21 protein-coding genes are annotated in these 25536 nt (G+C 73.0%); 8 read left to right on the top strand and 13 right to left on the bottom strand.

Features of this window, described 5'->3' with window-relative positions; genetic code table 11:
• Positions 1–282 precede the first annotated feature (282 nt).
• The gene (locus B4N89_RS24395; RefSeq protein ID WP_078977942.1) at positions 283–1644 is read right to left on the bottom strand and encodes a sensor histidine kinase; all 1362 of its coding nucleotides are present in this window, start codon (positions 1642–1644) and stop codon (positions 283–285) included.
• A 149-nt stretch (positions 1645–1793) separates the two neighbouring features.
• Complete coding sequence (locus B4N89_RS24390) at positions 1794–2471, bottom strand: response regulator transcription factor (protein WP_078977941.1); 678 nt, start codon at positions 2469–2471, stop codon at positions 1794–1796.
• 148 nt (positions 2472–2619) lie between these two features.
• Here B4N89_RS24390 and B4N89_RS49930 point away from each other — a divergent pair, with 148 nt between their 5' ends.
• The gene (locus B4N89_RS49930) at positions 2620–3177 is read left to right on the top strand and encodes a hypothetical protein (protein ID WP_161500805.1); all 558 of its coding nucleotides are present in this window, start codon (positions 2620–2622) and stop codon (positions 3175–3177) included.
• Between the two features lie 55 nt (positions 3178–3232).
• Here the strand turns inward: B4N89_RS49930 and B4N89_RS24380 are convergent, their stop codons facing one another.
• The 4 genes from B4N89_RS24380 to B4N89_RS24365 form a co-directional block, all read right to left on the bottom strand.
• A complete protein-coding gene (locus tag B4N89_RS24380; RefSeq protein WP_143658070.1) occupies positions 3233–3907 on the bottom strand; it encodes a hypothetical protein in 675 nt (224 codons plus the stop codon).
• A 30-nt stretch (positions 3908–3937) separates the two neighbouring features.
• Entirely contained in the window at positions 3938–4633 is a 696-nt protein-coding gene (locus B4N89_RS24375) for a LutC/YkgG family protein (protein WP_078977938.1), read from the bottom strand.
• The gene (locus tag B4N89_RS24370; protein ID WP_235618759.1) at positions 4630–6138 is read right to left on the bottom strand and encodes a lactate utilization protein B; all 1509 of its coding nucleotides are present in this window, start codon (positions 6136–6138) and stop codon (positions 4630–4632) included. The genes B4N89_RS24375 and B4N89_RS24370 overlap by 4 nt, the downstream gene beginning before the upstream one ends.
• 128 nt (positions 6139–6266) lie before the next feature.
• Positions 6267–6998, bottom strand: coding sequence for a (Fe-S)-binding protein (locus B4N89_RS24365; protein WP_078977937.1), 732 nt, complete (start codon positions 6996–6998; stop codon positions 6267–6269).
• Positions 6999–7134: 136 nt separating this feature from the next.
• On the opposite strand from B4N89_RS24365, the gene B4N89_RS24360 reads away from it, so the two are divergent.
• Positions 7135–7878: a FadR/GntR family transcriptional regulator gene (locus B4N89_RS24360; RefSeq protein WP_101897164.1), complete on the top strand. Its 744-nt coding sequence runs from the start codon at positions 7135–7137 to the stop codon at positions 7876–7878.
• A 204-nt stretch (positions 7879–8082) separates the two neighbouring features.
• Positions 8083–9270 (top strand): phytanoyl-CoA dioxygenase family protein, encoded by a 1188-nt coding sequence (locus tag B4N89_RS24355; RefSeq protein ID WP_078977936.1) that lies wholly within the window; start codon positions 8083–8085, stop codon positions 9268–9270.
• A 79-nt stretch (positions 9271–9349) separates the two neighbouring features.
• Here the strand turns inward: B4N89_RS24355 and B4N89_RS24350 are convergent, their stop codons facing one another.
• Positions 9350–9739 carry an STAS domain-containing protein gene (locus tag B4N89_RS24350; RefSeq protein ID WP_078977935.1) on the bottom strand — a complete coding sequence of 130 codons (390 nt, stop codon included), beginning with the start codon at positions 9737–9739 and terminating at the stop codon, positions 9350–9352.
• 279 nt (positions 9740–10018) lie between these two features.
• On the opposite strand from B4N89_RS24350, the gene B4N89_RS24345 reads away from it, so the two are divergent.
• Positions 10019–11749 carry a PP2C family protein-serine/threonine phosphatase gene (locus B4N89_RS24345; protein WP_078977934.1) on the top strand — a complete coding sequence of 577 codons (1731 nt, stop codon included), beginning with the start codon at positions 10019–10021 and terminating at the stop codon, positions 11747–11749.
• Positions 11746–12741, top strand: coding sequence for a cobalamin B12-binding domain-containing protein (locus tag B4N89_RS24340; protein WP_078977933.1), 996 nt, complete (start codon positions 11746–11748; stop codon positions 12739–12741). The genes B4N89_RS24345 and B4N89_RS24340 overlap by 4 nt, the downstream gene beginning before the upstream one ends.
• 41 nt (positions 12742–12782) lie before the next feature.
• On the opposite strand, the gene B4N89_RS24335 is transcribed toward B4N89_RS24340, so the two are convergent.
• From B4N89_RS24335 to B4N89_RS24325, 3 genes are all read right to left on the bottom strand, one after another.
• Positions 12783–13163, bottom strand: coding sequence for an STAS domain-containing protein (locus tag B4N89_RS24335; protein ID WP_101897163.1), 381 nt, complete (start codon positions 13161–13163; stop codon positions 12783–12785).
• A gap of 342 nt (positions 13164–13505) precedes the next feature.
• Positions 13506–14180, bottom strand: a complete 675-nt coding sequence (locus B4N89_RS24330) for a peptidyl-tRNA hydrolase (RefSeq protein WP_078977931.1) — start codon at positions 14178–14180, stop codon at positions 13506–13508.
• A gap of 185 nt (positions 14181–14365) precedes the next feature.
• Entirely contained in the window at positions 14366–15244 is an 879-nt protein-coding gene (locus tag B4N89_RS24325) for an alpha/beta hydrolase fold domain-containing protein (RefSeq protein ID WP_078977930.1), read from the bottom strand.
• Positions 15245–15656: 412 nt separating this feature from the next.
• On the opposite strand from B4N89_RS24325, the gene B4N89_RS24320 reads away from it, so the two are divergent.
• On the top strand, positions 15657–19169 hold the full coding sequence (locus B4N89_RS24320) for an ATP-binding protein (RefSeq protein WP_161500804.1): 3513 nt from the start codon (positions 15657–15659) through the stop codon (positions 19167–19169).
• Positions 19170–19281: 112 nt separating this feature from the next.
• A complete protein-coding gene (locus tag B4N89_RS24315) occupies positions 19282–20547 on the top strand; it encodes a phytanoyl-CoA dioxygenase family protein (protein ID WP_078977928.1) in 1266 nt (421 codons plus the stop codon).
• Positions 20548–20685: 138 nt separating this feature from the next.
• Here the strand turns inward: B4N89_RS24315 and B4N89_RS24310 are convergent, their stop codons facing one another.
• From B4N89_RS24310 to B4N89_RS24300, 3 genes are all read right to left on the bottom strand, one after another.
• Positions 20686–21066 carry a hypothetical protein gene (locus B4N89_RS24310; protein ID WP_321170709.1) on the bottom strand — a complete coding sequence of 127 codons (381 nt, stop codon included), beginning with the start codon at positions 21064–21066 and terminating at the stop codon, positions 20686–20688.
• The gene (locus B4N89_RS24305) at positions 21063–21641 is read right to left on the bottom strand and encodes an RNA polymerase sigma factor (RefSeq protein WP_078977927.1); all 579 of its coding nucleotides are present in this window, start codon (positions 21639–21641) and stop codon (positions 21063–21065) included. Before B4N89_RS24305 ends, B4N89_RS24310 begins: the two co-directional genes overlap by 4 nt.
• Positions 21642–21891: 250 nt before the next feature.
• Positions 21892–22998 (bottom strand): hypothetical protein, encoded by a 1107-nt coding sequence (locus B4N89_RS24300; protein WP_078977926.1) that lies wholly within the window; start codon positions 22996–22998, stop codon positions 21892–21894.
• A gap of 318 nt (positions 22999–23316) precedes the next feature.
• Between B4N89_RS24300 and B4N89_RS24295 the strand changes: the two genes are divergently transcribed.
• The gene (locus tag B4N89_RS24295; RefSeq protein ID WP_078977925.1) at positions 23317–24228 is read left to right on the top strand and encodes an NAD(P)-dependent oxidoreductase; all 912 of its coding nucleotides are present in this window, start codon (positions 23317–23319) and stop codon (positions 24226–24228) included.
• The last annotated feature ends 1308 nt before the right edge of the window (positions 24229–25536 follow it).

Genomic DNA, 25536 nt, shown 5'->3' with positions numbered 1-25536 from the left:
GGGATCAAATCCCCGAACGGCTACAGACCCTGGGGGGATTGGGCTGCGCCTGGCCCACTCGGAAAGGGGGGAGTCCCGTTGGTTCCGAATGGACCGTCGTTCTGAAGGCTAGTGAAAACCGTGGCCGAAGAACACCTGTCGACCCGACCGGATTGGGCCCGGGACGAGGGTTTAAGGCCCTCTTAAGAGTGAATCGTCGCCGAGGTTCCGGGGGGCGCACGAGCAGTGACTCACGGTGAGAAAATCGACACCGTCGACAACCGGCCGAGAGCGCCGGATCACTCAGCCGACACCGGTCCTGCGCCGTCCGCGCCGACTCTTGCCGGCCCTACGACTGCGCCGGGTGACCGCGTCGGTACGGCCCGCGCCCAACCGCACACTCACCTCCGCGCCGCCGAGCACCGAGCGGCCCAGGCCGACCTCTCCCCCGGTGGCCTCCGCGAGCCGGCGCACGATGTCCAGACCCAGGCCGGTCGAGCCGTCGCCGCCCTGCCCGTGCCCACGCCGCAGCGCGGTCTCCGGGTCGGCGATGCCGGGACCGCCGTCGGCGACGAGCAGGATCACCGATTCCCGGCCCGCGTGCAGCGTGACCGAGAACGGCACCCCCTCCTCGGTGTGCCGGAACACGTTGCCCAGCATCGCGTCCAGACCGGCCGCCAGGTCGCCCCGCGACACCGGGACCCGTACCGGCACCTCCGCGCCCACCAGTTGCCACGGGCGGTCCTCGTCCTCGGCCAGCGCGGACCAGAAGTCCATCCGGGCCCGCACCACCTCCGCCGCGTCGCAGCCCACCCGTTCGATGCTCGCGCTGGAACGCCGCGCGCCGCGGATCAACTCGTCCACCTCGCGCTCCAGTTGCGCCACCGCGTGCCGGGTCTGCTCGGCCACCGGATCGTCCCCGAGCGCCGCCGCGTTCAGCCGCAGCGCGGTCAGCGGGGTGCGCAGGCGATGCGACAGGTCGGCGGCCACCTCCCGCTCGTTGGCCAGCAGTTGTTCGACCCGATCGGCCATCGTGTTGAACGACGTGGCGGCCTCCTGGAGTTCGGAGGGGCCCTGCGGGGCGATCCGCGCCTCCAGGTCGCCCGTACCCAGCGAACGCGCGGCGGCGGCCAACGACCGGGCCGAGCGCACCACCTGCGCCCCGAGCCGGTCGGCGACCAGGACCGAACCGCCGACCAGCACCACCGCCACCCCGGTCAGCACCAGCCACGCGGTGCCCACGCCGTGGTCGAGATCGCCGTCCGGGACGTACACCTCGATCACCGTGATCCGCCCCTGGTCCAGCACCACCGGCTGCAACAGCGCCCAGCCGCCGCCCGCCCGGACCCGGAACGAGCGGGCCGACTCGCGCGCGCCCGCCACGTTGTGCTCGCTCGCCCGCGGTCGCCCGAGCACCGAGCCGTCGGGCAGGTGGATCGCGATCCGCCCACCCGATCCGGCCGGCACACTCGCGATCGCCGGCTCCAGCGCGGCCCGATCGGTGGTGATCACCAGCGCCGGCTGCAGCGCGGCGGCCTGCCGCTCGGCATCGGTGAAGGTCCGGTCCGCGGCGATCTCCCGGATCACCAGGACCAGCGGGATCAGGAACGCCAGCGCCACCATCGAGGTCACCGCCAACGAGACCCGGACGAGCGTGCCGCGCAACCCCCTCGGCGCCCGGGCCGGCCTGGGGCCGCGTGCCGGCTTCGAGACCCGGGCGGACCCGCCGGCCCGCTCCGCCGCGCCCGCGGCCCGACTCCCGGACCGGCCCTCCCCGCGCCGCCCGGCCGCCCCGCGCCCGCCGGAGCGCAGTCTCACGCCGGGGGCTCCAGCTTCACCCCGACACCCCGCACGGTATGCAGATACCTCGGCTCCCGCGCCTTCTCGCCGAGCTTGCGGCGCAACCACGACAGGTGCACGTCGATGGTCTGGTCGTCCCCGTACGCCTGACCCCACACCTCGGCCAGGATCTCGCGCCGCGGCACCACCCGGCCGGCCCGCGCGGCCAGGAACGCCAGCAGGTCGAACTCGCGCCGGGTCAGCTCCAGTTCGCGGCCGTCCAGGTGCGCCTCGCGGCGCCGGGTGTCGATCCGCAGGCCGCCGGTGCTGAACACCTCGGGTGTACTGCCGCCACGCGCGCGGCGCAACACGGCCGACAACCGGGCGCCCAGATGCTCCCCGGAGAACGGCTTCGTCACATAGTCGTCGGCGCCGGCGTTGAGCAGCCGGACCACCTCCGCCTCGTCGTCCCGGGCGGTCGCGATGATCACCGGGACGTCGGATATGCCGCGCAACATCTTCAACGCCTCGGATCCGTCCAGGTCCGGCAGGCCGAGATCCAGGATGACCACGTCGAACGAGTACTGGGCCACCTCGCGCAGCGCCTCCAGGGCGGTGCCCACGCTGCGCACCGCGTGGGAGGACGAGGTGAGGTAGCGGATCAGCGCCGAACGTACGAATTGGTCGTCCTCGACAACGAGCACCTGTGCCATGGTTCGGAACCGTACCCGTAACGTCGGCTCCCCCCGGCCCGGGAGGGGCCCGTGCTCTCGGCTCCCCCGGCGCCGGCCCGGGACAGACCCGTGCTCTCGCCGCCACCCCGCCGGGGACGGGCGGGCCCGGGGCGGAAGGATGGGGCCCGTGCGGAGAATCATCACGTCGATCTCGGTGTGGCTCGCGGTGACCGCGGTCGCCGTCGCGCTCTCCTGGTGGGGAGTGCGCAGTGTGCTGCGCGAGACCGTGTTCGAACCGCCCAGGCCGCCGAGCCCGGTGGCGGGGGACGTACCGCCGCCCTCGGTGTCCACGCCGCCGCCCACACCCTCGGCGCCGCCGACCTCCGAGGCGCCGGACCTGATCTCGGCCGTCAACCGCACCCCGCCGCCCACCTCGCCGTCCCCGCCCCCGACCACCATCCCGCCGACCACGAAGGCCCCGCCGGCGGCGCCGCCCGCGCAGTTGCGGGAGCAGCCGCCGGCCGCGGCGGTGCAGAGCTTCGAGGTGCGCGGCGGGCGGGCGTCGTTCCGCTACCAGGCGACCACCGCGACGCTGATCGCCGCGTCGCCGAACCCGGGGTGGGCGGTCAAGGTGTGGCCGGGCGACCGGTGGATCCGGGTCGACTTCGTCCGACACGGACAGACCTCGTCGGTCTTCGTCGTGTGGAACGGACACGACCCGATGGCCTCGACCTACGAGGACTGACGACCGGCGCGGCCGAGCCCTCGCGGCGCCCTCGCGCCCCCGCGCCCCACCCGGCTCACAGGTCCTCCAGCACCTCGGCGGCCGTGGCGCGCAGGCCGCGCGCGACCCGGGTGGCGGTGTTGTACGCCTCGTCGCCGCGCCCCTCGGAGAACGCGTTGGCCGCCTGGATCAGCCCCTGGGCGCCCTTGAGCGCGTCGATCGCCGCGGCGAGCAGCGCCTCCCCGCGCGCGTCCCGGCCCGGTTCGCCCGCCATCCCGGCGAGCTGCCGGGTGAGCACGGTCAGCCGCATGTCGACGCCCCGGACACCGGCCAACGGCGCCGGCCGCGGGTCGCGCACGCTCGGCACGCCCTGACGCGGCATCGACACCCCCTCGGGGCCGCCGCACAGCGGACACGCCTCGCCGAGCGCGAGCAGACCGCGCTCGGGGTGCCGGGGACACGGCGCCGAACGCGGTCGCGCGTCGGCCGCGTCCCGGGCTCGCCCGCGCCGCCGCCGGTTCTCGCAGAACAGGCACTTGTCCCGCGCGTCCTCGTCGACCGGACCGTGCGGATGCTCGTTGCACAGCGTGGTCGGCGCCGGCGCGGTCAGCCGGCCGAGCAGACGCCGCGTGTTTGCCAACTGCTCGGCGATCGCGTCGTACGCCTCGGGCGGGCTGGTGTTGCCGAGGAGATCGACCATCTCCATCAGGTTCTTGGTCGAGCGGACGAGTGCGTTCGTATCAGGTGCCACGCCTATGGACTGTAAATGATCGCCGGCCCGTCACCGCACGATCAGCACTTCGAGGGTGCGGGGCCCGTGCACCCCCTCGACCCGATCCAGCTCGATGTCACTGGTCGCGGACGGCCCGGAGATCCAGGTCAGCGGTCGACCGGGGTCGAGTCGCTCCAGCGCCTGCGGCACCGAGGCGACCACGTCGGCGGCGCGCATCACACACAGGTGCCAGTCCGGCACCAGGGTCAGCGCCCGACGGCCCTGGCCGGGTCCGGCGTCGAGCACGATCGTGCCGGTTTCGGCGATGCCGACGGCGGCGGCGGTGAGTACGCCGTCGGCGGTGTCGAGGGTGGACGTGGTCAGGATGTCGGCACGGTCGGCACGGTCGGCAACCGTAGGCCTGTTATTAATACTATTGTCGTACAACTGCTCGTACGCCCAGCCGTCCGCCAGGCACACCCCCTCGGCGAGCCCGGCCGTCCACGCCGGCGGCAGCCCGGCCGGGGTCACCACGGTGCGGGCCCCGCGCCGCTCAACCGCCGCGGCGACCGCGTCCGGGAGGGCGTCCTCGGCGACCTCGTGCACCACGGCCCGATAGTCGCGCAGGTGCGCGACGAACAGTTCGAGCACACCCTCGGCGACATGCGCCCGTGCGTAGTCGCGCGCGACCGGGAAGTCGTCGTCGCTCGGCACGTCGGCGAGCGCCCGGCGGACCCGGGCCAGGATCGCTGCACGCGAACTCATCGGTCGTCCTCCTCGATCCGGTTCTTCTCCACCGGCGGTTGTGCCGGAGCAGCCGGGGGTCGCGCCGGCGGCGCGCCGCGTTCGCGCACCCACCAGTCGCGGAAGGACTGCGCCGGCACCTCCGGCAGGGCCCGGCTGTCCGACCAGGCCGCACCGGGCCCGGGCGCGCGGCGGGGCAGCAGCCGACGCGAGCGGGCCGCGACCCGCTGTACCGTGCGCAGCCGCTTCGCGTCGTCGAACACCCACTCGGCCGCCCGCATCGCCGCCCGCTCGGCCCGATGACCGCCGCCCTCGACCACCTGTTCGCGCAGGTGCACCAGCACCTCGGGGATGTCGATGGCGACCGGGCACACCTCGTAGCACGCACCGCACAACGACGACGCGTAGGGCAACGACGCGGTCTGCGGGTCCACCTTCCCGGTTGCCACGCCCCGCAGTTGCGGCACCAGGATCGCGCCGATCGGCCCCGGGTACACCGACCCGTACGCGTGGCCCCCGGTGCGCTCGTACACCGGACACACGTTCAGGCAGGCCGAACACCGGATGCAGCGCAGCGCCTGTCGCCCGGTGGTGTCGGCCAGCACGTCGGTACGGCCGTTGTCGAGCAGCACCAGGTGGAAGTCCCGCGGGCCGTCGCCGGGGGTGACGCCGGTCCACATCGAGGTGTACGGGTTCATCCGCTCCCCGGTCGAACTCCTGGGCAGCAGTTGCAGGAACACCTCCAGATCGGCCCAGGTCGGCACCACCTTCTCGATGCCGACCACCGAGATCAGCGTCTCGGGCAGGGTCAGACACATCCGCCCGTTGCCCTCCGACTCGACCACGACCAGCGTGCCGGTCTCGGCGACCAGGAAGTTCGCCCCGGACACCGCGACCTTCGCGGACAGGAAGCGCTCCCGCAGGTGTCGTCGCGCGGCCTCGGCCAGCGCGGCCGGCTCGTCGCTCAGCCCGGGCGGCGCCGGCACCCCCCACTCGGCCATCTCCCGGACGAAGATCTCCCGGATCTCGGCCCGGTTGCGGTGGATGGCCGGCACCAGGATGTGCGACGGCAGATCGTCGCCCAACTGCACGATCAACTCGGCCAGATCGGTCTCGTAGGCCCGAATCCCCTCGGCGGCCAGCGCCTCGTTCAGCCCGATCTCCTGGGTGACCATCGACTTGACCTTGACCACCTCGGTCTCCCCGGTGGCCCGCACCAGATCGGCGACGATGCGATTCGCCTCCGCCGCGTCCGCCGCCCAGTGCACGGTGCCGCCGGCGGCGGCGACGGCCGCCTCGGCGGCGAGCAGGTACTCGTCGAGCCGACGCAACGTCCGGTCCTTGATCGCCGCCCCGGCGGCTCGCAACTCGGCCCAGTCGGAAAGCTCGCCGACCACATGGGCACGTTTGTCCCGGATGGTATGGGTTGCCTTACGCAGATTATGGCGAAGCTGGGGATTCGAAACGGCCGATCGAGCGGCCTCGGGAAACGGCGGCATACCCAGGAACGTGGGCGGTGAGGTCATGGCGAAAGCTTTCCGATCAACGGGTCGAGGCAGGTCGGCTCACAGGCCGGAGGGGCCACACCGCCGCCTGTGAGTCCGCAGCCGATACGGAGGCGGCAACGGGTGGAGCGGGCGGGTACACCAACCCCCTAACCCGCCGTCGAGGCGAGAATCTCCGCCAGGTGCACAACGCGCATGCCGGTCCGCTGACGATCCATCAGCCCACCGATGTGCATCAGGCACGAGTTGTCCGCCGCACACAGCACCTCCGCCCCCGTACCGGCCGCGTGCCGCACCTTGTCGGCGCCCATCGCGGTGGAGACGTCCGGGTTCTTCACCGCGAACGTGCCGCCGAAGCCGCAGCACTCCTCCTCGCCCGGCAGGTCGACCAGCTCCAGGCCGCGCACCTCGCGAAGCAGCGCGGTCGGCCGGTCGCCCAGGCCCAGGAGGCGGCGGGAGTGGCAGGTGGGGTGGTAGACGACCCGGTGCGGGAAGTAGGCGCCGACGTCGGTGACGCCGAGCACGTCCACGATGAACTCGGTGAGGTCGTACACCTTCGGCACCACCGCCGCGACCCGGGCCGACAACCCCGGATCCGCCGCGCGTGCGGCGGCGCGCGGGTGGTTGTCCCGGATCATCGCGCCGCAGGACCCGGACGGGGTGACCACCGCGTCGTAGCCGGCGAAGGTGTCCGCGAATCCGGCCACCATCGGCTCGATCCGCTTGCCGTAGCCGGTGTTCCAGTGCATCTGGCCGCAGCACGTCTGCGCGGTGGGGAAGTCCACGGTGCAGCCGAGCCGTTCCAGGAGGCGGACGACGGCCCGTCCCGTGCGGGGATAGAGCGTGTCGTTGACGCAGGTGATGAACAGCCCGACGCGCATGCGGGCGGCCTCCTCGCGACTGTCGGATCATGTGGTCTGACCACACTGTGGTGTGCTCACGCTAAGGGCATGGCATGCTTGGCCACAAGACACCCCCCGATTCGCGATCCGCGACGCCCGCATCCGAGGAGCCCCCGTGACAGACGGCCCCGACTGGCGTCCGGTCAAGCGTGTACGCGCGTTCGAGGAGGTCGTGGCGCAGATCGAGGAGCAGATCACGAGCGGCCGACTGCGGGCCGGCGACAAGCTCCCGGGCGAGCGCGCGTTGGCCGCCGCGCTCGGGGTCAGCCGCCCCTCGGTGCGCGAGGCGATGCGGGTCCTGGAGGCCATGGGGGTGCTGGTGGCCAGCCCGGGCAGCGGCCCGGAGGCGGGGGCGGTCCTGGCCGGCTCGGCGGGCCCCGCGCTGACCGGCGTACTCCGGCTGCATCTGGGGCTGGCCAACTTCGCCGTGGACGACGTGGTCGAGGCCCGGCTGCTGATCGAGTCGTGGGCGGTCGAGGGCGCGGCGCGGCACGCGGGCGAGGCCGACCTCGACCGGCTGAGTGCGATCGTGGCCGCGATGGACGACCCGGACCTGTCCCCGGACCGGTTCAACGAACTGGACACCGAGTTCCACACCACGATCGCGGAGTTGTCGGGCAACGCGCTGGTGACCACCTTCATGCGCGCGCTGCGCGACACCGTCCGCCGGCACCAGCGCCGGGCGGTGGCCGAACTGGGGCCGGACACGGGCGCGTTGCGCGCGGACCACCGGGCCATCCTGGCCGCGATCGTGGCCCGCGACCCGCGCGCCGCGGCCGGTGCGGTGGCCGCGCATCTGCGCCGCGCCTACCCGCAGGTGTCCCGAGTCCGCGAGGACGCGTCCTCCCCGGAGAACTGACGAACCGTCAATGATCCGGCCAAAATAGCTGACGAACCGTCATCGACCGCGTGTGACAAGGCGATCGGTCGACGGGTCGCGGCCGGGGGCGGGTCGTCGACCGGCCGCTCGCGCCGACTTCGGGCAAAGCGCGCAACGCTCTGGTGACACAGCGCTCCGGCCCGGCATACTGCGCGGCAACGTACAGCGCAGGAGGTCGCGAGGATGCTCGGGCACGACCGGATCGACGCGGAAACGTACCACCGGGACATCGTCCCCGGATTGCTCATCGGCGCGCACGGCAAACGGGCCGAGGCGGGCCTCGCCGGGCTCGACCCGCTCGGTCTGCGAGTCGGCACCGGCGCGTGGACCTATCGCGCCCAGGACTCCCGACTGCGCGTGGTGGAGGGGATCGACCCGGATGCCGGCTGCGTGGTGCGGCTGTCCCCCGACGCGTGGACCGACCTGGTCACCCTGCTGCGCACCGCCGCGGCGCTGGCCATCGCGGGCGAGGTGCACACCGAACGCGGCACGGTGCTCGACCTGTTCCGCTGGGAACCGGCGTTGCGGGCGCTCTACCAGGGCATCGAGATCTACCTGCCCGAGGGCCCGGAGCTGTACGACCGGCACGGCGCGCCGGTGGACCCGGCGGCCGAACTCACCCTCGACCGCTCCGATCGGGAACTCGCCGAACACTTCGAGGCGACCGGGGTGATGCGGGTGCGCGGGGTGTTCTCCGCCGCCGAGATCGCCGCCCTGAACGCGGAGGTGGACCGGCTCGCCGCCGAGGCCCGGCCGGACGACGACCGGTCCTGGTGGGCGGAGACCGAGTCGGGCGAGGCGGTGCTGTGCCGGATCGTCTACGCGAGCGAACGCTCCGCGCCGATCGGCGCGTTGGCCCGCGATCCGCGCCTGGTCCGGCTGGCCGGTCTGCTGCACGACGACCTGGCCGCGTCCATGGACCGGATGGAGGGGGTATCCGTCCTGCTCAAGCCGGCCGGTCGGCTCAAGGGCCTGGCCAACATCCCGTGGCACACCGACTGCGGTCTCGGCGGCCACCACATCATGTGTCCGTCGGTGGCGATCGGCATCCAACTGACCGGCTCCTGCGCCGAGACCGGCTACCTGGAGGCGATCCCGGGCTCGCACGGGCGCACCTGCCCGCAACCGACGCAGGAGGAGCTGTCGAACCTGCCCTATGTCGCGGTGCCCACCGAGCCGGGCGATGTGACGGTGCACGTGGCCGACGTACTGCACGCGTCGCCGCCGCCCGCGGGGGTGGGCGGGCGGCGCACGATGTACGTCACCTTCCGGCCGCCGGCGCTGTTCGAGCAGGTCGGACCGGGCGAGGCGGTCAACGACCTGATCCGCAGTCGCACGGCGAGCGAGTTGGAGGCCGGCCTGGGCCGGTGAGTGCGCCGCCGGAGCGGACGGGCGCGGGGACCGCGCGGGGTGGGACGGGCGCGGGGACAGCGCGAGCGGTGTTCGGTGCTCACCGGTTCCGGAGGACACCCGTCGGTTCCACGCTGAGGATCCGATCCAAATGGGTGATTCGCAACACCCGCGCCGGTTGCGGCCCGACACCGCACACCACGACGTCCCCGTCCCGGTCGCGCAGTCGGCGGTAGCCGTAGACCAGGCTGCCCAGGCCCGACGAGTCGATGAACGGCACCCCCGACAGGTCGATCCGCAGGCTGCGCGCGCCCTCGTCGACGAGGCGGTCCACCGCCTGGCGGAAGGCCGGCGCCGCGGTCATGTCCATGTCGCCGTGCACGGACACGATGCCGCCGAGATCGGCCTCCAGGGCCGTGTGCACCACGCACGGTCTGGCCGAGAACGATGTGTGATCGACGTCGTCCGGCGGGAGATCGTCGATGCTCATGGGGACCACTCCACCCGGTCGAGTGTCGGTTCGGTCGCGCGGCACGCGACCGCTCGCTACGATGCGCGCGTCCCGGGACGAACCTACACATCCATCCCGGAACGCAGGGCCGCATCGGCACCCTACTCGCCGGATCGGTCGCTCGTGGACCGTCTTCCCCTATAGGTGTGATTCCGTCGGAAGCCACCCGCGGCCGACCTCGGCGGTCGTACCGTGAAGGTTGCGCGAGCGCCGGCGCGAGCCGGCTCGAAACGCACGGACGCAAGGGATTCCGTAGCCATGACCGGACCACGCCCCTCGAGTGACGAGCGGGGCAACAGCACGCAGGAGTCGGCCGCCTCTCGGCCGACCGACGGCTTCGAGCCGCCGCACGCCCTCGACGAGACGGCGCCGCCCGGCTGGTCGCCGGCCGAGGTGCTCGACGAGAGCGACACCGGCGTGATCGTGTTCACCCCCGAGGGCACCGTGTGCCACGTCAACCCCGCCGCGGGGCGGGTGTTGCCCGACTGCGCCGTGGGCACCGCCTTCCCGACCCTGCCCGCGACCGGGACCACGTGGCGGGGCGAGGTCGACGATCGCCGCGTGCACGGGCGCCGGGCGGTGCTGAGCAATGGACACTACGCCTGGTACGTCCGCGACACCACGGCCGAACGGCGGCGCGAGGACGCGCTGTTGGCCGAGCGGCGGCGCAAGGTCTTCCTCGCCGAGGCGGGCCGGGTGTTGTCCGCGACCACCCACCCGCGCCGGCTGACCGATCTGGTCACCACGCTGCCCGCGCCCGAACTGGCCGACTGGGTCGCGCTGTCCGTGCCGAGCATGGAGGACGGCCGGATGCGCACCACCTACGCGCCCGCCACCGGCGCCCCGATCGCCCGGGTGACCACCGGCCTGGGCGCGGCGTGGACGGCCCCGGCGGGCGTCGGCCGGGTGTTGCGCACCCGCCGGCAGGAACTGCATCCGCTGATGGATCGCGAACTGCTCGGCCGACTGGTGCCGGACGAGGCGGTCGCGGACCTGCTCGCCGTCGACGCGCGGTGCGCCCTCGTGGTCCCGGTGCCCACGGACGACGACGCGCCGTCCGTACTGACGTTCGTGCGCTCGGCGACCTCGGAGCCGTTCGCCGAGGAGGAGATCGCACTCGCGGTGGACTACGCCGAACGGGTGGGCGTGGCCCTGCGCACCTCGCGGCTGTACGTCGAACAGGACCGGCGCACCCTGCTGCTCGCCCGGGCACTCGTCCCGGGCCCGCTGCCCGAGGTGCCCGGCGCGCGGATCGCCGCCCGCTACCGCCCGGTGTCGTTGACCAACGGTCTCGGCGGCGACTTCTACGCCGTGCATCCCACTCCGGTCGACGGCACGTGGGCGTTCTCCGTCGGCGACGTGTGCGGACGCGGCACGCCCGTGGGCATGTTCAGTTCGCGCTCGCTGCTGATCCTGCGCACGGCGGCGAGCGCGGGCTGCGCTCCCGCGCGTCGGATGGCGCTGCTCGACGCGGAACTCACCCTCGGCGACCCCTCGTTGGTGCTGACCGCGATCACCGGGGACTGCTCGGTGCATCCGGACGGCTCCGCGCGGGTCCGGCTGACCTGCGCGGGGCATCCGCCGCCGCTGTGGATGGACCCGGCGGGTCGGGTCACCGCGATGGCGCTCACCGATCCGCTGGTGGCGGGCATCCCGGGCACCGTGTTCGGCGAGCGGGAACTGCCGCTGCCGGCCGGGTCGACCCTGCTCCTGTACAGCGACGGGGTCACCGAGGCGCGGGACGCGGACGGCGAGGCGTACGGGGTGGAGGCGTTGCGGCACGACCTGGCCTCGTGCGCGGGCATGCCGGTGGAGGCGCTGGTGGAGCGCCTGGAACAGCGGCTGCTGGAGCATCTCGGCGACGCCCCGGTGATCGACGACGTGGTGCTGTTGGCCATTCACATCCCCTATCGGGACGACCGCGAGGCGCTGCCGATCCTGGCCGAGCTCGGTCGTCCCGGTCCCGACGAGCATCCGGACGGCGCATGACGCACGTGGTCTCCGACGAAGTCGACCTGTTCCTCGCACACTTGGGCCGGGCCGACGAAGTCGAGGCACTGAACCTGGTCCGCAACCTGCTGGGCAGGGGGGTACCGGGCGAGGAGGTGTTGACCCACCTGGTGATCCCGGCGCTGCGCGTGGTGGGCGAGCGGTGGGCGACGGGCGAGTGGACGGTGGCGCGCGAGCACGCCGCCTCGCACGTCACCGGGCGGGTGGTGCACCTGGTCGCGGACGCGACGGCGCGCCCGCGCTCGCAGACCCGCATCGTGGTGTGCTGCGCGCAGGGCGACTGGCACGGGCTCGCGTCCCGGATCCTGGCCGCGCTGTTGCGGCTGCGCGGTATCGACACCACGGTGTTGCCGCCGGGTACGGGTGCGGGCGAACTGGCCCGGGTGGTGCCCGACTCGGGTGCCGGTTCGGTGGTGCTGAGCTGTACGGTCTCCACCGCGCTGCCGGGTGCGCGGGCGATGGTGGAGGTGGCCCGCCGGGTCGGGGTGCCGGTGCTGGTCGGCGGTCCCGGCTTCGGCCCGAACGGCCGCTGGGCGGGCGTCGTCGGCGCGAACGGCTGGGCGCCGACCGCCGAACGCGCCGCCGAGATGCTGACCGGCCCCGACTGGCCGACCGTCACCACGCCGGCCCCGCGCCTGCGCCACCTGCCCGACCCGGCCCACGACGGCGTCGGCCTGCTGCGCACCCCGCTGGTCGCCGCGGGCATGTCGGCCCTGGCCCCGATCGAGGGCGAACGCTCGGACACCACCATGCGCGACGGCCTGGCCAGTGCGGTCGATACGCTCGCCGTCTCGCTGTTCCTGGACGACGACGCGCTGTTCGTGGATTTCACCCGGTGGTTCGCCGACGTACTGGGCCACCGGCGCGTCCCCAGCGAGGCACTGGCCGCCGCCTACCGGGCCTTCGCCACGCGTTTGACCCACGTCCCCGGCGCGGGCGCCACGCTGACGGCGGCGGACGCGGTGTTGTAGGAGCGGAGGCGGAGCCGCCTCGGTGTTTTTCCGGCAACCGGTCAGCCGGCGGCGCTCAGGTCCTCGTCCGTGGGGATGTCGTCGGACAGGGCTTCGGTGAGGTCGGGGTGTACGTCGAAGAGGCGGCGCAGGCCCAGGGCGGTGAAGACCCGGTTGACGTGGTGGTCGTTGTTGCCGGGCATCACCAGCCGCAGCGAGCCGCCGGTGGAGCGGAGCAGTCGGCGGGCCGCGACGAGGGTGCCGATGCCGGTTGAATCGAGGAATTCGACCCGGGTGAGGTCGAGGACGATCCGATGATCGCCGTCGGCGACCGCGCGTCTGACGTGTTCACGCAGTTCGGGGACGACGGCGTAGTCGACCTCCCCGAGGACGTGCAGCACGGTCCAGCCCTGGAGATCGTCCTTGATCACCTGAAGAGTCACGCGCCGGCAGTCCCCTCGCCCATGGTGTCCCGAGCCGCGCGAGACAGGGCGGCCGGAGCGATCGGCGAACCCGTCCCCCAGCGGATGGCACCGACGGATCCGGGCGGGACCTGGACACGTGGTTCGGGAGCCGGGTGGTCGGCCCGGCCTGTGACCTACCGTAGTGGGCCGCGGGAACCGGGGCAGTGACGATCCGGTCACGTACGGGTCTCGGTTGCAGCGTACACGGATCATCCCGGGCGCTACGCGGAGCGACATGGCCCGCGCGCCCGGCCGTCCCGGTGACGCAACGTCACCCGGTGTCACCTCGCTCGATGCGGCGGGGGCGGTGCGGGGCCACGTTCAGCGGGTCGGCCACGGTACGTCCGCGACCACGGTGCACGATCCCGGCGCGATCTCGGTGAAGCCCGCGTCGCGCACCACGGGCCGGCCGCTGCCGGCGAGCGCGGGCCATGCGGCGGGGTCGGCGACTCGAACCGCGAGGTCGAAGTCACGCGCGGCCCACTCCTTTCGCGCACCCGGACCGAGCCCCATCCAGGCGATGTGCGCGCCGTGCCCGACCTGCGCCATGGCCTTGCCGGCGGTCATCTCCAGGGACGGGTTCAACCACAACACCGGCTGCCCGGGGTCGGCGGCGGGCGGCGGCGCCGGCTCGTCCAGGTCGGTGCCGGAGACCTGCAACCTGGCCAGATCCTTGGGCCATCCGTCCAGCGGAATGGGCGGATACACCCGGACCTCGGCGGTGCGGTGGGCCACGGTGATCCCGGGCAGGGCACCGGCGCGACGCCACTCGCCGCCACGGGCCCGGCGCACCACCTTGCGGATCCGATGCCCCTGCCAGGCCTCGACGACCTCGTGCCAGTCCCCTTCGGGGTCGGTGGAGCGCACGTCGGCGAGCAGCACGAGAACCGCCCGCGCGGCGGCCTCGAGGGCGTCGGTACGGGCCGGGGGCTCGTCCTTCTCGATGTGGGCGACGAGGGGCAGGACGTATTCGATGGAACTCACGGCTCCGATCATGCCGTGCTCGTGGCCACACGGCCTCGCCGGGAGCCTCGCGCCGAGCCGGGTGGCGGTGGGGCCTCGGTGGGCTCCGGGAAGGTCGCGCCCACCGCCCACCGTTGCCTCGGGTGCGCGGGCCGGCCTTCCCTGGCCTCGGGCCGGGCCGGCCGCGCGCCCCGGGCCGGCCGGCTCCCGGCTTGGCGTCAGGGCGCCGACGTCGTCGTCAGGAATCGGGCTATCGTGCCGATGGCCGTGGTGGATTCGGGGATTTCCGGGTCGATGGCGGGCCAGGCGTGGGGGACGTCGGGGACCAGGTGGGCCTGGACCGGGACGCCGGCCGCGGCGGCTCGGGAGGCGAATGCCGTGGTGTCGCCGAGCAGGGCCTCGTGGCAGGAGGCCAGGAGCAGTATCGGCGGCAGGCCCGACAGGTCGGCGAACAGCGGGGAGGCCAACGGGTCGCTCGGGTCGTGCAGTTGCAGGTAGATCTCGGCGGCCTCGCGCAGCGACCGCTTCGAGATGAACAGGTCCGTGGCCGCGTTCGAGTCGTATGTGGGCTTGGTCACCGTCAGGTCCAACCACGCGGACAACAGCACGAGGCCCGCCGGCATCGGCACCCGCGCACCCCGGGCCGCGATCGCGAGCGCCGCCGCCAGCCCGCCGCCCGCCGAGTCGCCGCCCACGAACGGCGCCGCGTCCAGGCCCTCCTCCTCCACCGTCACGAGCGCGTCGTACACGCTCGCCGCGTCGTGCAGCGCGGCGGGGAACGGCGCCTCCGGCGCGAGCCGGTACTCGACCAGGATCACCCGCGCCCGGGCCGCGAGCGCGATCCGCGACGCGATCCCCAGCCAGCCCTCGGCGTCGCCCATGCGATAGCCGCCACCGTGGAAGTAGAGCAGCGTCAGCGCCGGGACCGGCACCTCCAGGAACGTGCACGGCACGCCGCCCACCAGGCGTCGGGCGACCGCCACCCCTTCCTCGGGTTCCTCGCGGTACGCCGCCGTGCCGCGACGCCGCGCCTCCAACTCCTCCGGCGCGGGCCGCCCCTCCCGCGCGGGCGGCAACTGCCAATCGTCCAGGCTCATCCCTGCTCCTCCCCGCCCGGATGCGAACGGGCCCGACCGTCCCCGGTCACCCGCTCGATCCCACCGAACCCATCGATCCCGTCGACAACCCGTCGGACCCGCGTGTCCGGGCCCACCCACCGTCTGCCCCGCCGCCGATCGTCCACGCCGACGACCCGCCCCGCGAACGGACCCGTCCGACCGCCCGATCGACCGCCCGTTCGGGAGCGCGCGGGTGCGGATCGAAGCTTGCGACAAACCCTGGTAGGGATCAAGCGATTGGCCGGGTTGTGACCTGGGCGCCGGCGCAATTGGCCGCCGGGCGCACCGTTCGGTTCGTACGATGTGGCGCGCGGGGTCCTTCGAACCGCTCCCGGACCGGCGCCGGGGAATCGGTCGTCGCACCGACGACAGCAGGAGGGGGGTCCGTCGCATGGTGGTCCGGGTACGTGTTCTCGGCCATGTCTGCGTCGACGGCCCCGCGGGTCGCGCCGCGGAGGACCTGCTGGGCGGACCGCAGGCCCGGCTCGTCTTCGCCGCACTCGCGCTCGGCCGCCGACACCCGGTGCCGCGCGAGGAGTTGGCCGCGCTGCTGTGGCCCGAGCAGGCCCCCAAGTCGTGGGAGGGCGCGCTGCGCGGGGTGCTCAGCCGGGTGCGCGGCTTCCTGGGGCAGGCCGGCTACGACGCGTCGTCGGTGTTGCGCCACCGGGCCGGCTGCTACGTGTTGTCCCTGCCCGAGGGGACCGAGGTCGACGTGGAGGCCGCGGAAAGCGCCCTGATCGAGGCCGAGGCACTGGCCGTGCACGGCGCGTTCGCGCAGGCCAGGACCCGCGCGCACGACGCGCACGAGATCCTCGCCCTGCCGTTTCTGCCCGGCCTGGACGGCGACTGGGTGAACGAGCGCCGCACCCGCTGGCGTTCGGCCCGACTGCGCGCGCTCGCCGTGTCGGTGACCACCGAACTGCACCTGGGCCGCGCCGACGCGGCCGTGACCCGCGCCGCCCAACTGGTCGACCTGGACCCGTTCCGGGAGAGCAGCCACCGCCTTTTGATGACCGCGCACGCCGCCGGCGGCGACCGCGCGGCCGCGCTGCGCGCCTACGAGCGGTGTCGGCGGCTGCTCAACTCCGAACTGGGCGTGGGCCCCTCGCCCGAGACCGAGTCGGCGTTCCTGCGCCTGCTCGGCGACGCCACGCCGCAACCGCTGCCGGTGCCCGCGCCCGCCGCCCGCTTCGCCTCACCGACCCCCGGCCTGGACGCGCCGCCCGCGCCCGCCCCGACCCGCTCGGCGCACGACGTGTTCCCGCACGGAGCGCCCGGGCCTATCGTGGGCCGCTCCGCCGAGTTGCGCCTGCTCGAGGAGTCCACCCGGGCCGAGGTCGGCTCGCGGGTGATCCTGGTCAGCGGCGACGCCGGCATCGGCAAGTCCTTTCTGCTCGGCGAGTTCGCCACCCGCGCCGGCCGGGACGCTCTGGTGCTGACCGGACGCAGCGACGAGGGCGTGGCCGCGCCCTTCCAACCGTTCGTGACCATGCTGCGCGCCCATCTCGGCGACGTGGCGGCCGAGGAACTGCGCGAGCGGGTCGGCGACCTGGGCGGCGAGTTGCACCGGCTGCTGCCCGAACTGCCGCTGGAGCCCGCGGGCCTGACCCAGCCGCAAGGGCCGCCCGACTCGGACACCGAGCGCTATCGGCTGTTCGAGGCGGTCGCCGGGGTGTTCCGGCACGCCGCCGGCGAGCGCGACCTGATCCTGCTGCTCGACGACGTGCACTGGTCCTCCACCTCGACCATGCTGATGCTGCGGCATGTCGCCCGCGCCCTGGTCGGCACCCGCGCGGTGATGGTGATCGCCTTCCGGGACACCGGTCTGGGCTCGGTGCATCCGATGACCCGGCTGATCGCCGACCTCTACCGCGACCTGCACCCGCTGCATGTGCCGCTCGGCGGCCTGGACGTGGCCGCCCTGGTCGAACTGGCCCACGTACTGGCCGGCCCGCTGCCGCCGCGTGCCGAGGGCGTCCGGGCCCACGTACTGCGCGAACTCAGCGACGGCAATCCGCTCCTGGCGACCGAACTGCTGCGCCAGTGGGCCGACGTCAGCGACTGGTCGGCGCTGGGGAAGAGCGTGCCCGCCGATGTTCCGCGCCGGGTGCGCAACGTGCTGCGCCAACGGCTGCTCGGTCTGCCGCAGTCCACCCTGGAGGCGCTGACCGTGGCGGCGGTGGTCGGTCCGGCGTTCGACATCGACCTGGTCGCGGCGGTGCACCCCGGCGGCTTCGACACCGTCGTGGACGCGCTCGACGACGCGGAACGCGCGCACGTGGTGCGCGGCGAGGAGACCGACCGCCCGGGCCGCTTCACCTTCGTCCACGCCCTGGTCCGCTCCACGCTCTACCAGGAACTGCCCACCGCGCGCCGCCTGCAACTGCACCGCAAGGTGGGCCTCGCGCTGGAGGCCCGGGGCGATCGGGACGCCCACCTGCCCGAGTTGGCCCACCACTTCCGACTGGCCTGCCGCTTCGGCGAGGCCCGCCGGGCCCTGGACTACGCCCGCCGGGCGGGCGACGAGGCACGCGACGGCGGCGCGTTCGAGGTCGCCGCCGAGCACTACCGGCAGGCCCTGGAGGTGCTGCCGATGGTCACCGACCCCGCCCCGGAGACCCGCTGCGACCTGCTGCTCTCGCGCGGCGCCGCGCTGGACCGGTGCGGCGACCGGCGCTGCCGCGAGGTGCTGCGCCGCGCCGCCGAGGAGGCCAGGGCGCTCTCCGACTCGCGTCGGCTCGGCCGGGTGGCGCTGGCCATGGTCCGCCTGGGGCAGGTGTACCAGGTGGGCGTGGACCTGGAGTTGGTCGCCCTGCTGCGCGAGGCGCTGGCCGCGCTGCCGATCGCGTCCGCGCTGCCCGCCGACATCGCGCTGCGCTCGCTGCTGCTGGCCGCGCTCGCGGTGGCGCTCACCTTCGGACAGGACCGCGAGGCCCGGCTGAGCATGCTCTACGAAGCCCTGGAGGCGGCCCGCGAATCGGGCTCGCACGATGCGCTGGCCCAGGGCCTGGAGGCGCACCACCTGGCCGCGTCCGGGCCCGACCTGGTCGAGGAGCGGCTGCGGATGAGCAGCGAGTTGACCGTGTTGTCCGGGCTGACCGGTGATCAGGAGTCGTTGTTTCGCAGCCACTTGAACCAGGCCTACGACCTGGTGGTGTGCGGCGCGATCCCGGCCGCGGAGCGCGAGTACGCGCAGGCGCAGCGGGTCGCCCGCCGGTTGCGCCACCCGTGGTTCACGTGGGAGGTGCTGATCTACCGCTGCGGCCTGGAGTTGCTGCGCGGACGCACCGCGCGGGCCGCGGACGTACTGGCCGACGCGCTGCGGCTGGCCCGCCGTTCGGGGCTGCCGCGCGAGGCGGTGCGCTCGTTCAACCTGTCGCAGATCCTGGCGGTGCGCTGGGAGCAGGGCCGGCTGGGCGTGATGGCGCGGCGGGCGGGGGTGGCGGCCGGCTGGTCCCGGGACGTGTCCTGGTGGCGGGTACAGGCGTGTTGGGCGGCGTCCGCGTCGGCGGATCCCAAGTCTGCGCGCGAGGAGTTCCACGCCCTGTGCGTACCGGGCTTCGCGACCATCCCGGTGGACCTGCTGTGGACCGGCTCGTTGATGCGGCTCGGCGAGGTGGCCCTGGAACTGGGCGACACCGAGCGGGGATTGCTCGTGGCCGAAGCGCTGGCGCCGTACGCGGACCACCTGGACTGGACCGGCTCCTCGCTCGGCCCGGTGCGCCGGGTGCTCGGCGGCCTGTCCGCGCTGGTCGGCGACGAGGCCGCGGCCCGCGCGCACTTCGCCGCGGCACACGCGCGCTGCGTCGAACTGGGCCTGCCCGGACACGCGGAGCGTACGCTTCAGGACGCGGTGCGATTGCTCGGGGAGTCGCCGGACACCGGCGTACCGCTGGGGAGCTGACTGGCTGTCACCTTGCGCTTTCGCGCTGCTCTGACGCTGTTCTGACGCTGTTTGCCTACCGTTGGTGACGACCCGGCCGGTGTGCCGGGTGCACAACGGGGAGGACGGGGCAATGGGGATAGCGGGCGCGGGATCGGCGGTGGCGCACGACGCCGACCGAGGCACGTTCAGTGTGTTGGGCTGGCCGGTCGTGTGCTTCGATTCGTTCCATCGGGTGGAACTGCCGCGTCGCCTCGAGGGCGGGCTCGGCGAACGGGTCGCCTGGGACGTGGCCGGCCGCGCCCCGATCGCCCTGTGCATGCCCGACGGTTCGGCGTACAGCTATGTCGAGGACCGGGGCGAGGTGCGCATCGTGCCGGGGGTCAGTGCGGACGCCGAACTGGTCGTCGAGCTGGCCTCCGGCGCGTGGCAGGACTACCTGTACGAACTGCGCACCAGCCGCGGCCTGGTCGAGTCGCACGCGGTGCGCTTCGTACGCGGCACCTTCGCCGACTGGGACACCTGGGAGCCGGCGATCCGCTGCATGTACTCCGGCACGCCGATCTACCACCCCGAGGCCCTCGATCTGCGCGACCTGGCGGATCGGCCGATCGACCTGCACCGCGACTTCACCACTCGGGACGAACCGGATGAGATGGCGCATTTCCTGCGCACCACCGGCTATCTGGTGGTACGTCAGGTCTTCGACGCGGACCGGGTCGAGGAGTTGGCCGGTGAGGTCGACCGCATTCGCGGGTTGTGCCGCGACGGCGACCGGGGTTCGTTGTGGGCCGCGGACCCGGCCGGTCGGCGCTCGCCCTACCGGCTGACCTATCTGGGCATGCGCTCGCCGCGCATCGCCGCGCTGGCCGACGACCCGACCGTGCGCATGTTGTGCGGCCTCGCGGGTCAGGACGTGGTCGCGGTGACCGACCGGGACTCCGGACAGATCGCCGTGCTCAAGGAGTTCGGCACCGCGCCCGAGCCGCTGTCCATCCCGGACCTGCCCTGGCACAAGGACTGCGCACTCGGCGGTTGTCCGATCACGTGTCCGCGCGTGCACGTGGGCATCCGGCTCGATGCGGTGACCCAGGACAGTTCACAGCTGTACGCGCTCGCGGGCTCGTGGGGCACGGTGGCGCACGAGCGCTACACGGCGGAGCAGTGGGCACGGCTGCCGGTGGTGGGGATGACCACCGAACCGGGCGATGTGACCGTGCACATGGGGTGCGGGATGCACGCGGGCCCGGCCGCGACCGGGGCCGCCCGTCGGCGCACGCTTTACGTCCAGTTCGACAACCCGCGCATCTTCGACGTCACGAACCCGTACGAGACCTACGAGCACGTGATCCCGGGCTACGACAACAGCGATGACGGGTCCGCCATGTCGTGGCTGTGAGGCCGGGCCGCGTCTTCGCGGTTTGCGGGGGTGGGCTTGGGCTTCCGGCCGGGCTCGGGTCCTGGGCGGGGCTCGGGTCCTGGGCCGGGGTCGGCCCGGCGGATCCCGGCTCGGCAGGATCCGCCGGACGCGTGGCCCCTACTTGGCGGGGCGGGTGAGTTCGCACCTCCCGTTCGCGCAGGAGCGGCGCAGCCGGCCGGCCGAGATGGTCTCCATCAGGCCGATCGCCCAGCACATCGGGCAACCGCGCAACGCGAGCAGGCCGACCGGCGCGAGCAGCAGGCTCACCCAACCGGCGACCGGCAGCAGGGCCAGTGACGCGACGAGCGCGCCGAACCCGACGGCGCCCCGGGCCAGATGGCGCGGGACGGTGGCACTGGCGAAGCCGCCGGGCTTGGGCACGACGTGAACGGCGTGCGCGGCGAGGGCGGCCTGCGCGTCGTGGGCGGCCGGCCGAACCGAATCGGGCTCGGCGGCGCGTGTCTTCGCGAGCGTGGTCGGAGTCGAGTCGGGCGTCATCGTCGGTTCTCCTCACTACGGGACGGCTCGTCGCGCAGGGCCTCGCGTACCGCCGAACGGGCTCGATGCAGGCGGGACTTCATCGCGGCGGTGCCGATCCCGAGCCGGTCGGCGACCATCCGGCCGGGCAGCCCCTGGATGTCCCGCATGACCAGCACCTGCCGCAGGTCGTCGGGCAGGGCCGCGACGGCGGCCGCGACCCGCTCGGCCTCCAGACGCAGCAGGGCGTCCTCCTCGGCGGAGCGCGCGGCGCCGCCCGGGATGTCGAACGGGTCGGACCCATCGGCCGACGCGTGGTGGACCAGGGCACGCGTGCGACGCAGGCACTCGTTGCGGACGATCCGGAACATCCACGACGCCAGTGCCCCCGAGGCGCGCAGCATGCCGATCTTGCGATAGAGGATGATCAGCGCCTCCTGGGCGGCGTCCTCCGCGTCCTGGGGGGTGGCGCACAATGTGTGCGCGAAGCGGCGCACGTGCGGGTGGGAGCCGTGCACCAGCGCGGTGAGCGCGTCGACGTCCCCGCGCTGCGCGGCGGCGACCAGGACCGCGCCGGGCCAGGTGTGGTCAGCCACGCTGACGCCTCCGGCGGCGCAGCGTGACGGTGCACACGCACAGCAGCAGCGCGGCTGCCGCGACGACGATGACGACTACGGTCATGGGGTCCTCCCGATGGGATGCGGGCGGACGAGGTGGTCGTCCGCACACGCATGAGAGGCGCGGCGGGCGCAAAAGGATTCACCCGGGTTCGCGGGACGGTGACGGCGGATCACGAACCCGATGATCCCGTGCCGGCGCGAGCGCGACGGACCGGCCCGGTCGACCTCAGCGCGGATTGCGCTTGGTGATCCGGCCCTCGGTATCCGCCTCCAGCGACGCCTTCCCCTCGGACCCGGTCACGGTCACCCGGATGACCACGGCCCCGGAGCCGGCGGCCGGCTCGAAGGTGATCCGCCACGAATTCGGCTCGGCGATGCCCAGTTTGGTCTGCGCGGTGCGTACCAGTGCGGGCAACCGCTCCAGCGGCAGCGTATTCACGTCGATCACCGCGCCGGGGTCGGCCGGGGTGCCGAGCACGCCCTTCATCGAGATCCCGTGCTCGTCGATGGTGAACGTGGCGGCATTGCCCGTGTGCATCCCGCTCACCAGCGAACCGACCAGCCGGCGGAGTTCCCCATCGGCCAGCATCGAGTCGGACGACGCGGTGCCGGAGACGGTCGTACTCGCCGAGACGCTGCTCGTGACCGTCGTCTCGGACGAGGAGGAGGACGAGGAGGACGTGGTCGTCGTAGTCGAATCGCCGATCTCGTCGGCCAGTTCCGCCCGGAAGAGCAGCACCACGATCCCCGCGCCGACCAGCAGGCCGAGTGTGGCGAGCAGGCAGAACGAACCGTCACCGGCCGGAGCCTCGACCATGGCGGACTCCGGCGCGGAGTCCACCGTCTCCACACTCGCCCGCCGGGCCCACTCCTCGGTCGGCTCGGTGACGAGTTTGACGTCCCACAGGTCGTCGGGGCGGTACTCCACGACCACGACCCCACGCGGCCGGTAGTCGGGGATGTCGACCAGGTTGAGGTCCTGACGCATCTTCACCCGGTACGCCGTGCGCTCGTCCGGCGCCACGGTCAACTCGAACTCGACCGGGATGTCGGCCGTATCGCTGCCGAGGGCGCGCCGGCTCTCGATCACGGCCAGCGCAAGGCGGGCCGGCGCGCGGACGTCCCGGGTCCGCTGGACGCGCCCACCGACGGCCCACGCGGCCATGTTGAGCAGGAAGAGCCCGACCCCGATCACGCAGATCTGCCAGCGCTCCAGGATGCACCCGACCACGAAGCAGCCCAGCGCGCCGCCGATCACGCCGCCGGAAAGAAGCCCGAGCACACCGGACTTCAGCCGCTCGCCGACGGGTTCGCGGGTCTCGATCATCGCCATGGCGGCGATTGTGCCGGTCCCGGATGGACGCCGAAAGACGTCCGGGCGAAAACCGACCACCTGTTCGCAGGACGTGGGGAGTTCCCCCGATTCCGAGCCGGAGGGCGACACGAACGGCCGGCGCCATGGCTGCCCGCCTCGATACTTACCAATTCGTTAGTACCTCACAAATTAGTAGGTACTTGTCGACTGGAGTGCGTCGATCAAGGATGGATCCCGGCGCCGAACACCAACGTCTCGCCCGCCTCCCACTCCCTCCCCTCCCGTCCCCTCCCGTCCCCTCCCCTCCCATTCCTCGTCACACCTGGAGAAGAACCCATGAACGCGCAGCAGCCCCACACCCCCGTAACCGTCCTCGGCCTCGGCGCGATGGGCCGGGCCATCGCCGGCGCGATCCACCGGGGCGGTCACCCCACCACCGTCTGGAACCGCTCCGCCGGCCGCGCCGACGACCTGGTCGCCCAGGGCGGCGTCACGCTTGCCCCGAGCGCCGCCGAAGCGGTCCGCGCCTCGCCGGTGGTCGTGGTGTGCCTCCTCGACGACGCGTCGGTCCGCGACACGCTGGCCGCGCTGGTCGACCCGCTCGCCGGCCGCCTGGTGGTCAACGTGACCACGGTGACCCCGAATCAGGCCCGGGAGACCGCGACCTGGGCCGCCGAACACGGGATCGAATACCTCGACGGCGCGATCATGGCCATCCCGGAGATGATCGGCCTGCCCGTCGCCTCGCTCCTGTACAGCGGCTCGCAGGCGGCCTTCGACACCCACCGCAACCTGCTCGAACTGCTCGGCGGCGCACGCTGGTTCGGCGAGGACGCGGGCCTGGCCTCGCTCTACGACCTGGCCCTGCTCGGCTCGATGTACTCGATGTTCGCCGGCTTCGCCTACGGCGCCGCCCTGGTCGGCAGCGAAGGCGTCCCGGCAGCCGAGTTCGCCGAGATGGCGGCCCCCTGGCTCACCGCGATGACCGGCGGCCTGGCGGGCCACGCGGAGCACTTCGACAGCGCCGACTACACGGCCGAAACCCAGAGCCTGACGTTCAACAAGGCCGCCGTCGACACCATCGCCGAGGCCGGCCGAGACCAGGGCGTGGGCACGGAGGTAATCGCCGTCGTACAACACCTGATCGACCGCCAAATCACAGCAGGCCACGGCAAGGAAAGCTTCGCCCGAATCTTCGAAGGCATCCGCCGCCCGCCGACCGGTGGCGGTGGCAACGAAGGGCGCTGACACGGCGGGGGGTGGGAGCGGGTCAGCCCTGCCGCCGGAGCCTCGCCGAGGGGGCCAGGCGTTTCCGGCGGGCGTCGCGCCTTGGGTTGCGGGTGGCCGGTGCGGGGTTTGTCCGGTGACAGAGGTCGGCCGCCGCCGGCGCTCGGGGCTCCGAGACGGAGGGCTCTCGACGAGACGGGTGTGTTGGTCGGCGAAAACCGGCTGGCAACGGGGGGCGGGGAGGGCGGCCGGGTTGGGTCCTCCGGGGGGCTTTCCCGAGTGGGTCTGGTGGTTTTCGGTGAGCGTTGCGCGTGTGGTTGCGGGTGGCCGGTGCGGGGTTTGTCCGGTGACAGAGGTCGGCCGCCGCCAGCGTACGGGGCTCCAAGACTCGAAACCCCGACGAGACGAGCACGTTGCTCACCGAAAACCTGCTGGCAACGGGGGGCAGGGAGGGCGGCCGGGTCGAGTCCTCCGGGGCACCTCTTCGGGTGGGCCGGGTGATTCCGGCAGGCGTCGCGCGTGTGGTTGCGGGTGGCCGGTGCGGGGTTTGTCCGGTGACAGGGGTCGGCCGCCGCCAGCGTACGGGGCTCCAAGACTCGAAACCCCGACGAGACGAGCACGTTGCTCACCGAAAACCTGCTGGCAACGGGGGGCAGGGAGGGCGGCCGGGTCGAGTCCTCCGGGCAACCTTCCCGAGTGGGTCGGGTGGCTTTCGGCGGGCGGTGGCATGTGGCTGACGAAGGTTCACGAACCCGGATTGCGCAGGTGCCGGAACCTCGGTGTGGGAGAAAACCGCAGGTCAGTGCGGGTGGCCGCTGTTTCGGGCGCCTCGGGATCCGGCTTCGGCGCCCGGTGGGCACTTTCGGTCTCCTCGACGGCCTCGGTGGGGTCGTAACCCCTGAAATCGGCTGTGAGTGCGCGAATTCGGTCTTCACAGCGGCGTCGAGGGGGCCGGGGCACACGAAACCGGCACTCGACGTCCTACTTACGCCCTCGACACCACAAAACCGCAGGTCACCGAAGCTCGAAGCCCACAACCACCGATCGCGATCCGGTTTCGAACCCCAACTCCTCTTCAAACGCCCCCGAAGCGCCCCGACCCACTCGGAAAAGCCCTCCGGAGGACCCAACCCGGCCGCCCTCCCGCTCCCCCGTTGCCAGCCGGTTTTCGGTGAGCAAGCCGCTCGTCTCGTCGGGAGCCCTTCGTCTCGGAGCCCCGAGCGCTGGCGGCGGCCGACCTCTGTCACCGGACAAACCCCGCACCGGCCACCCGCAACCACAAGCGCAACGCTCACCGAAAGCCACCAGACCCACTCGGGAAAGCCCCCC

Origin of the sequence: Embleya scabrispora, from assembly GCF_002024165.1 — a bacterium.
Classification (GTDB): Bacteria; Actinomycetota; Actinomycetes; order Streptomycetales; family Streptomycetaceae; genus Embleya; species Embleya scabrispora_A.
The sequence above is the reverse complement of the archived record's forward strand: the minus strand, read 5'-3'. Positions and strand labels throughout refer to the sequence as shown.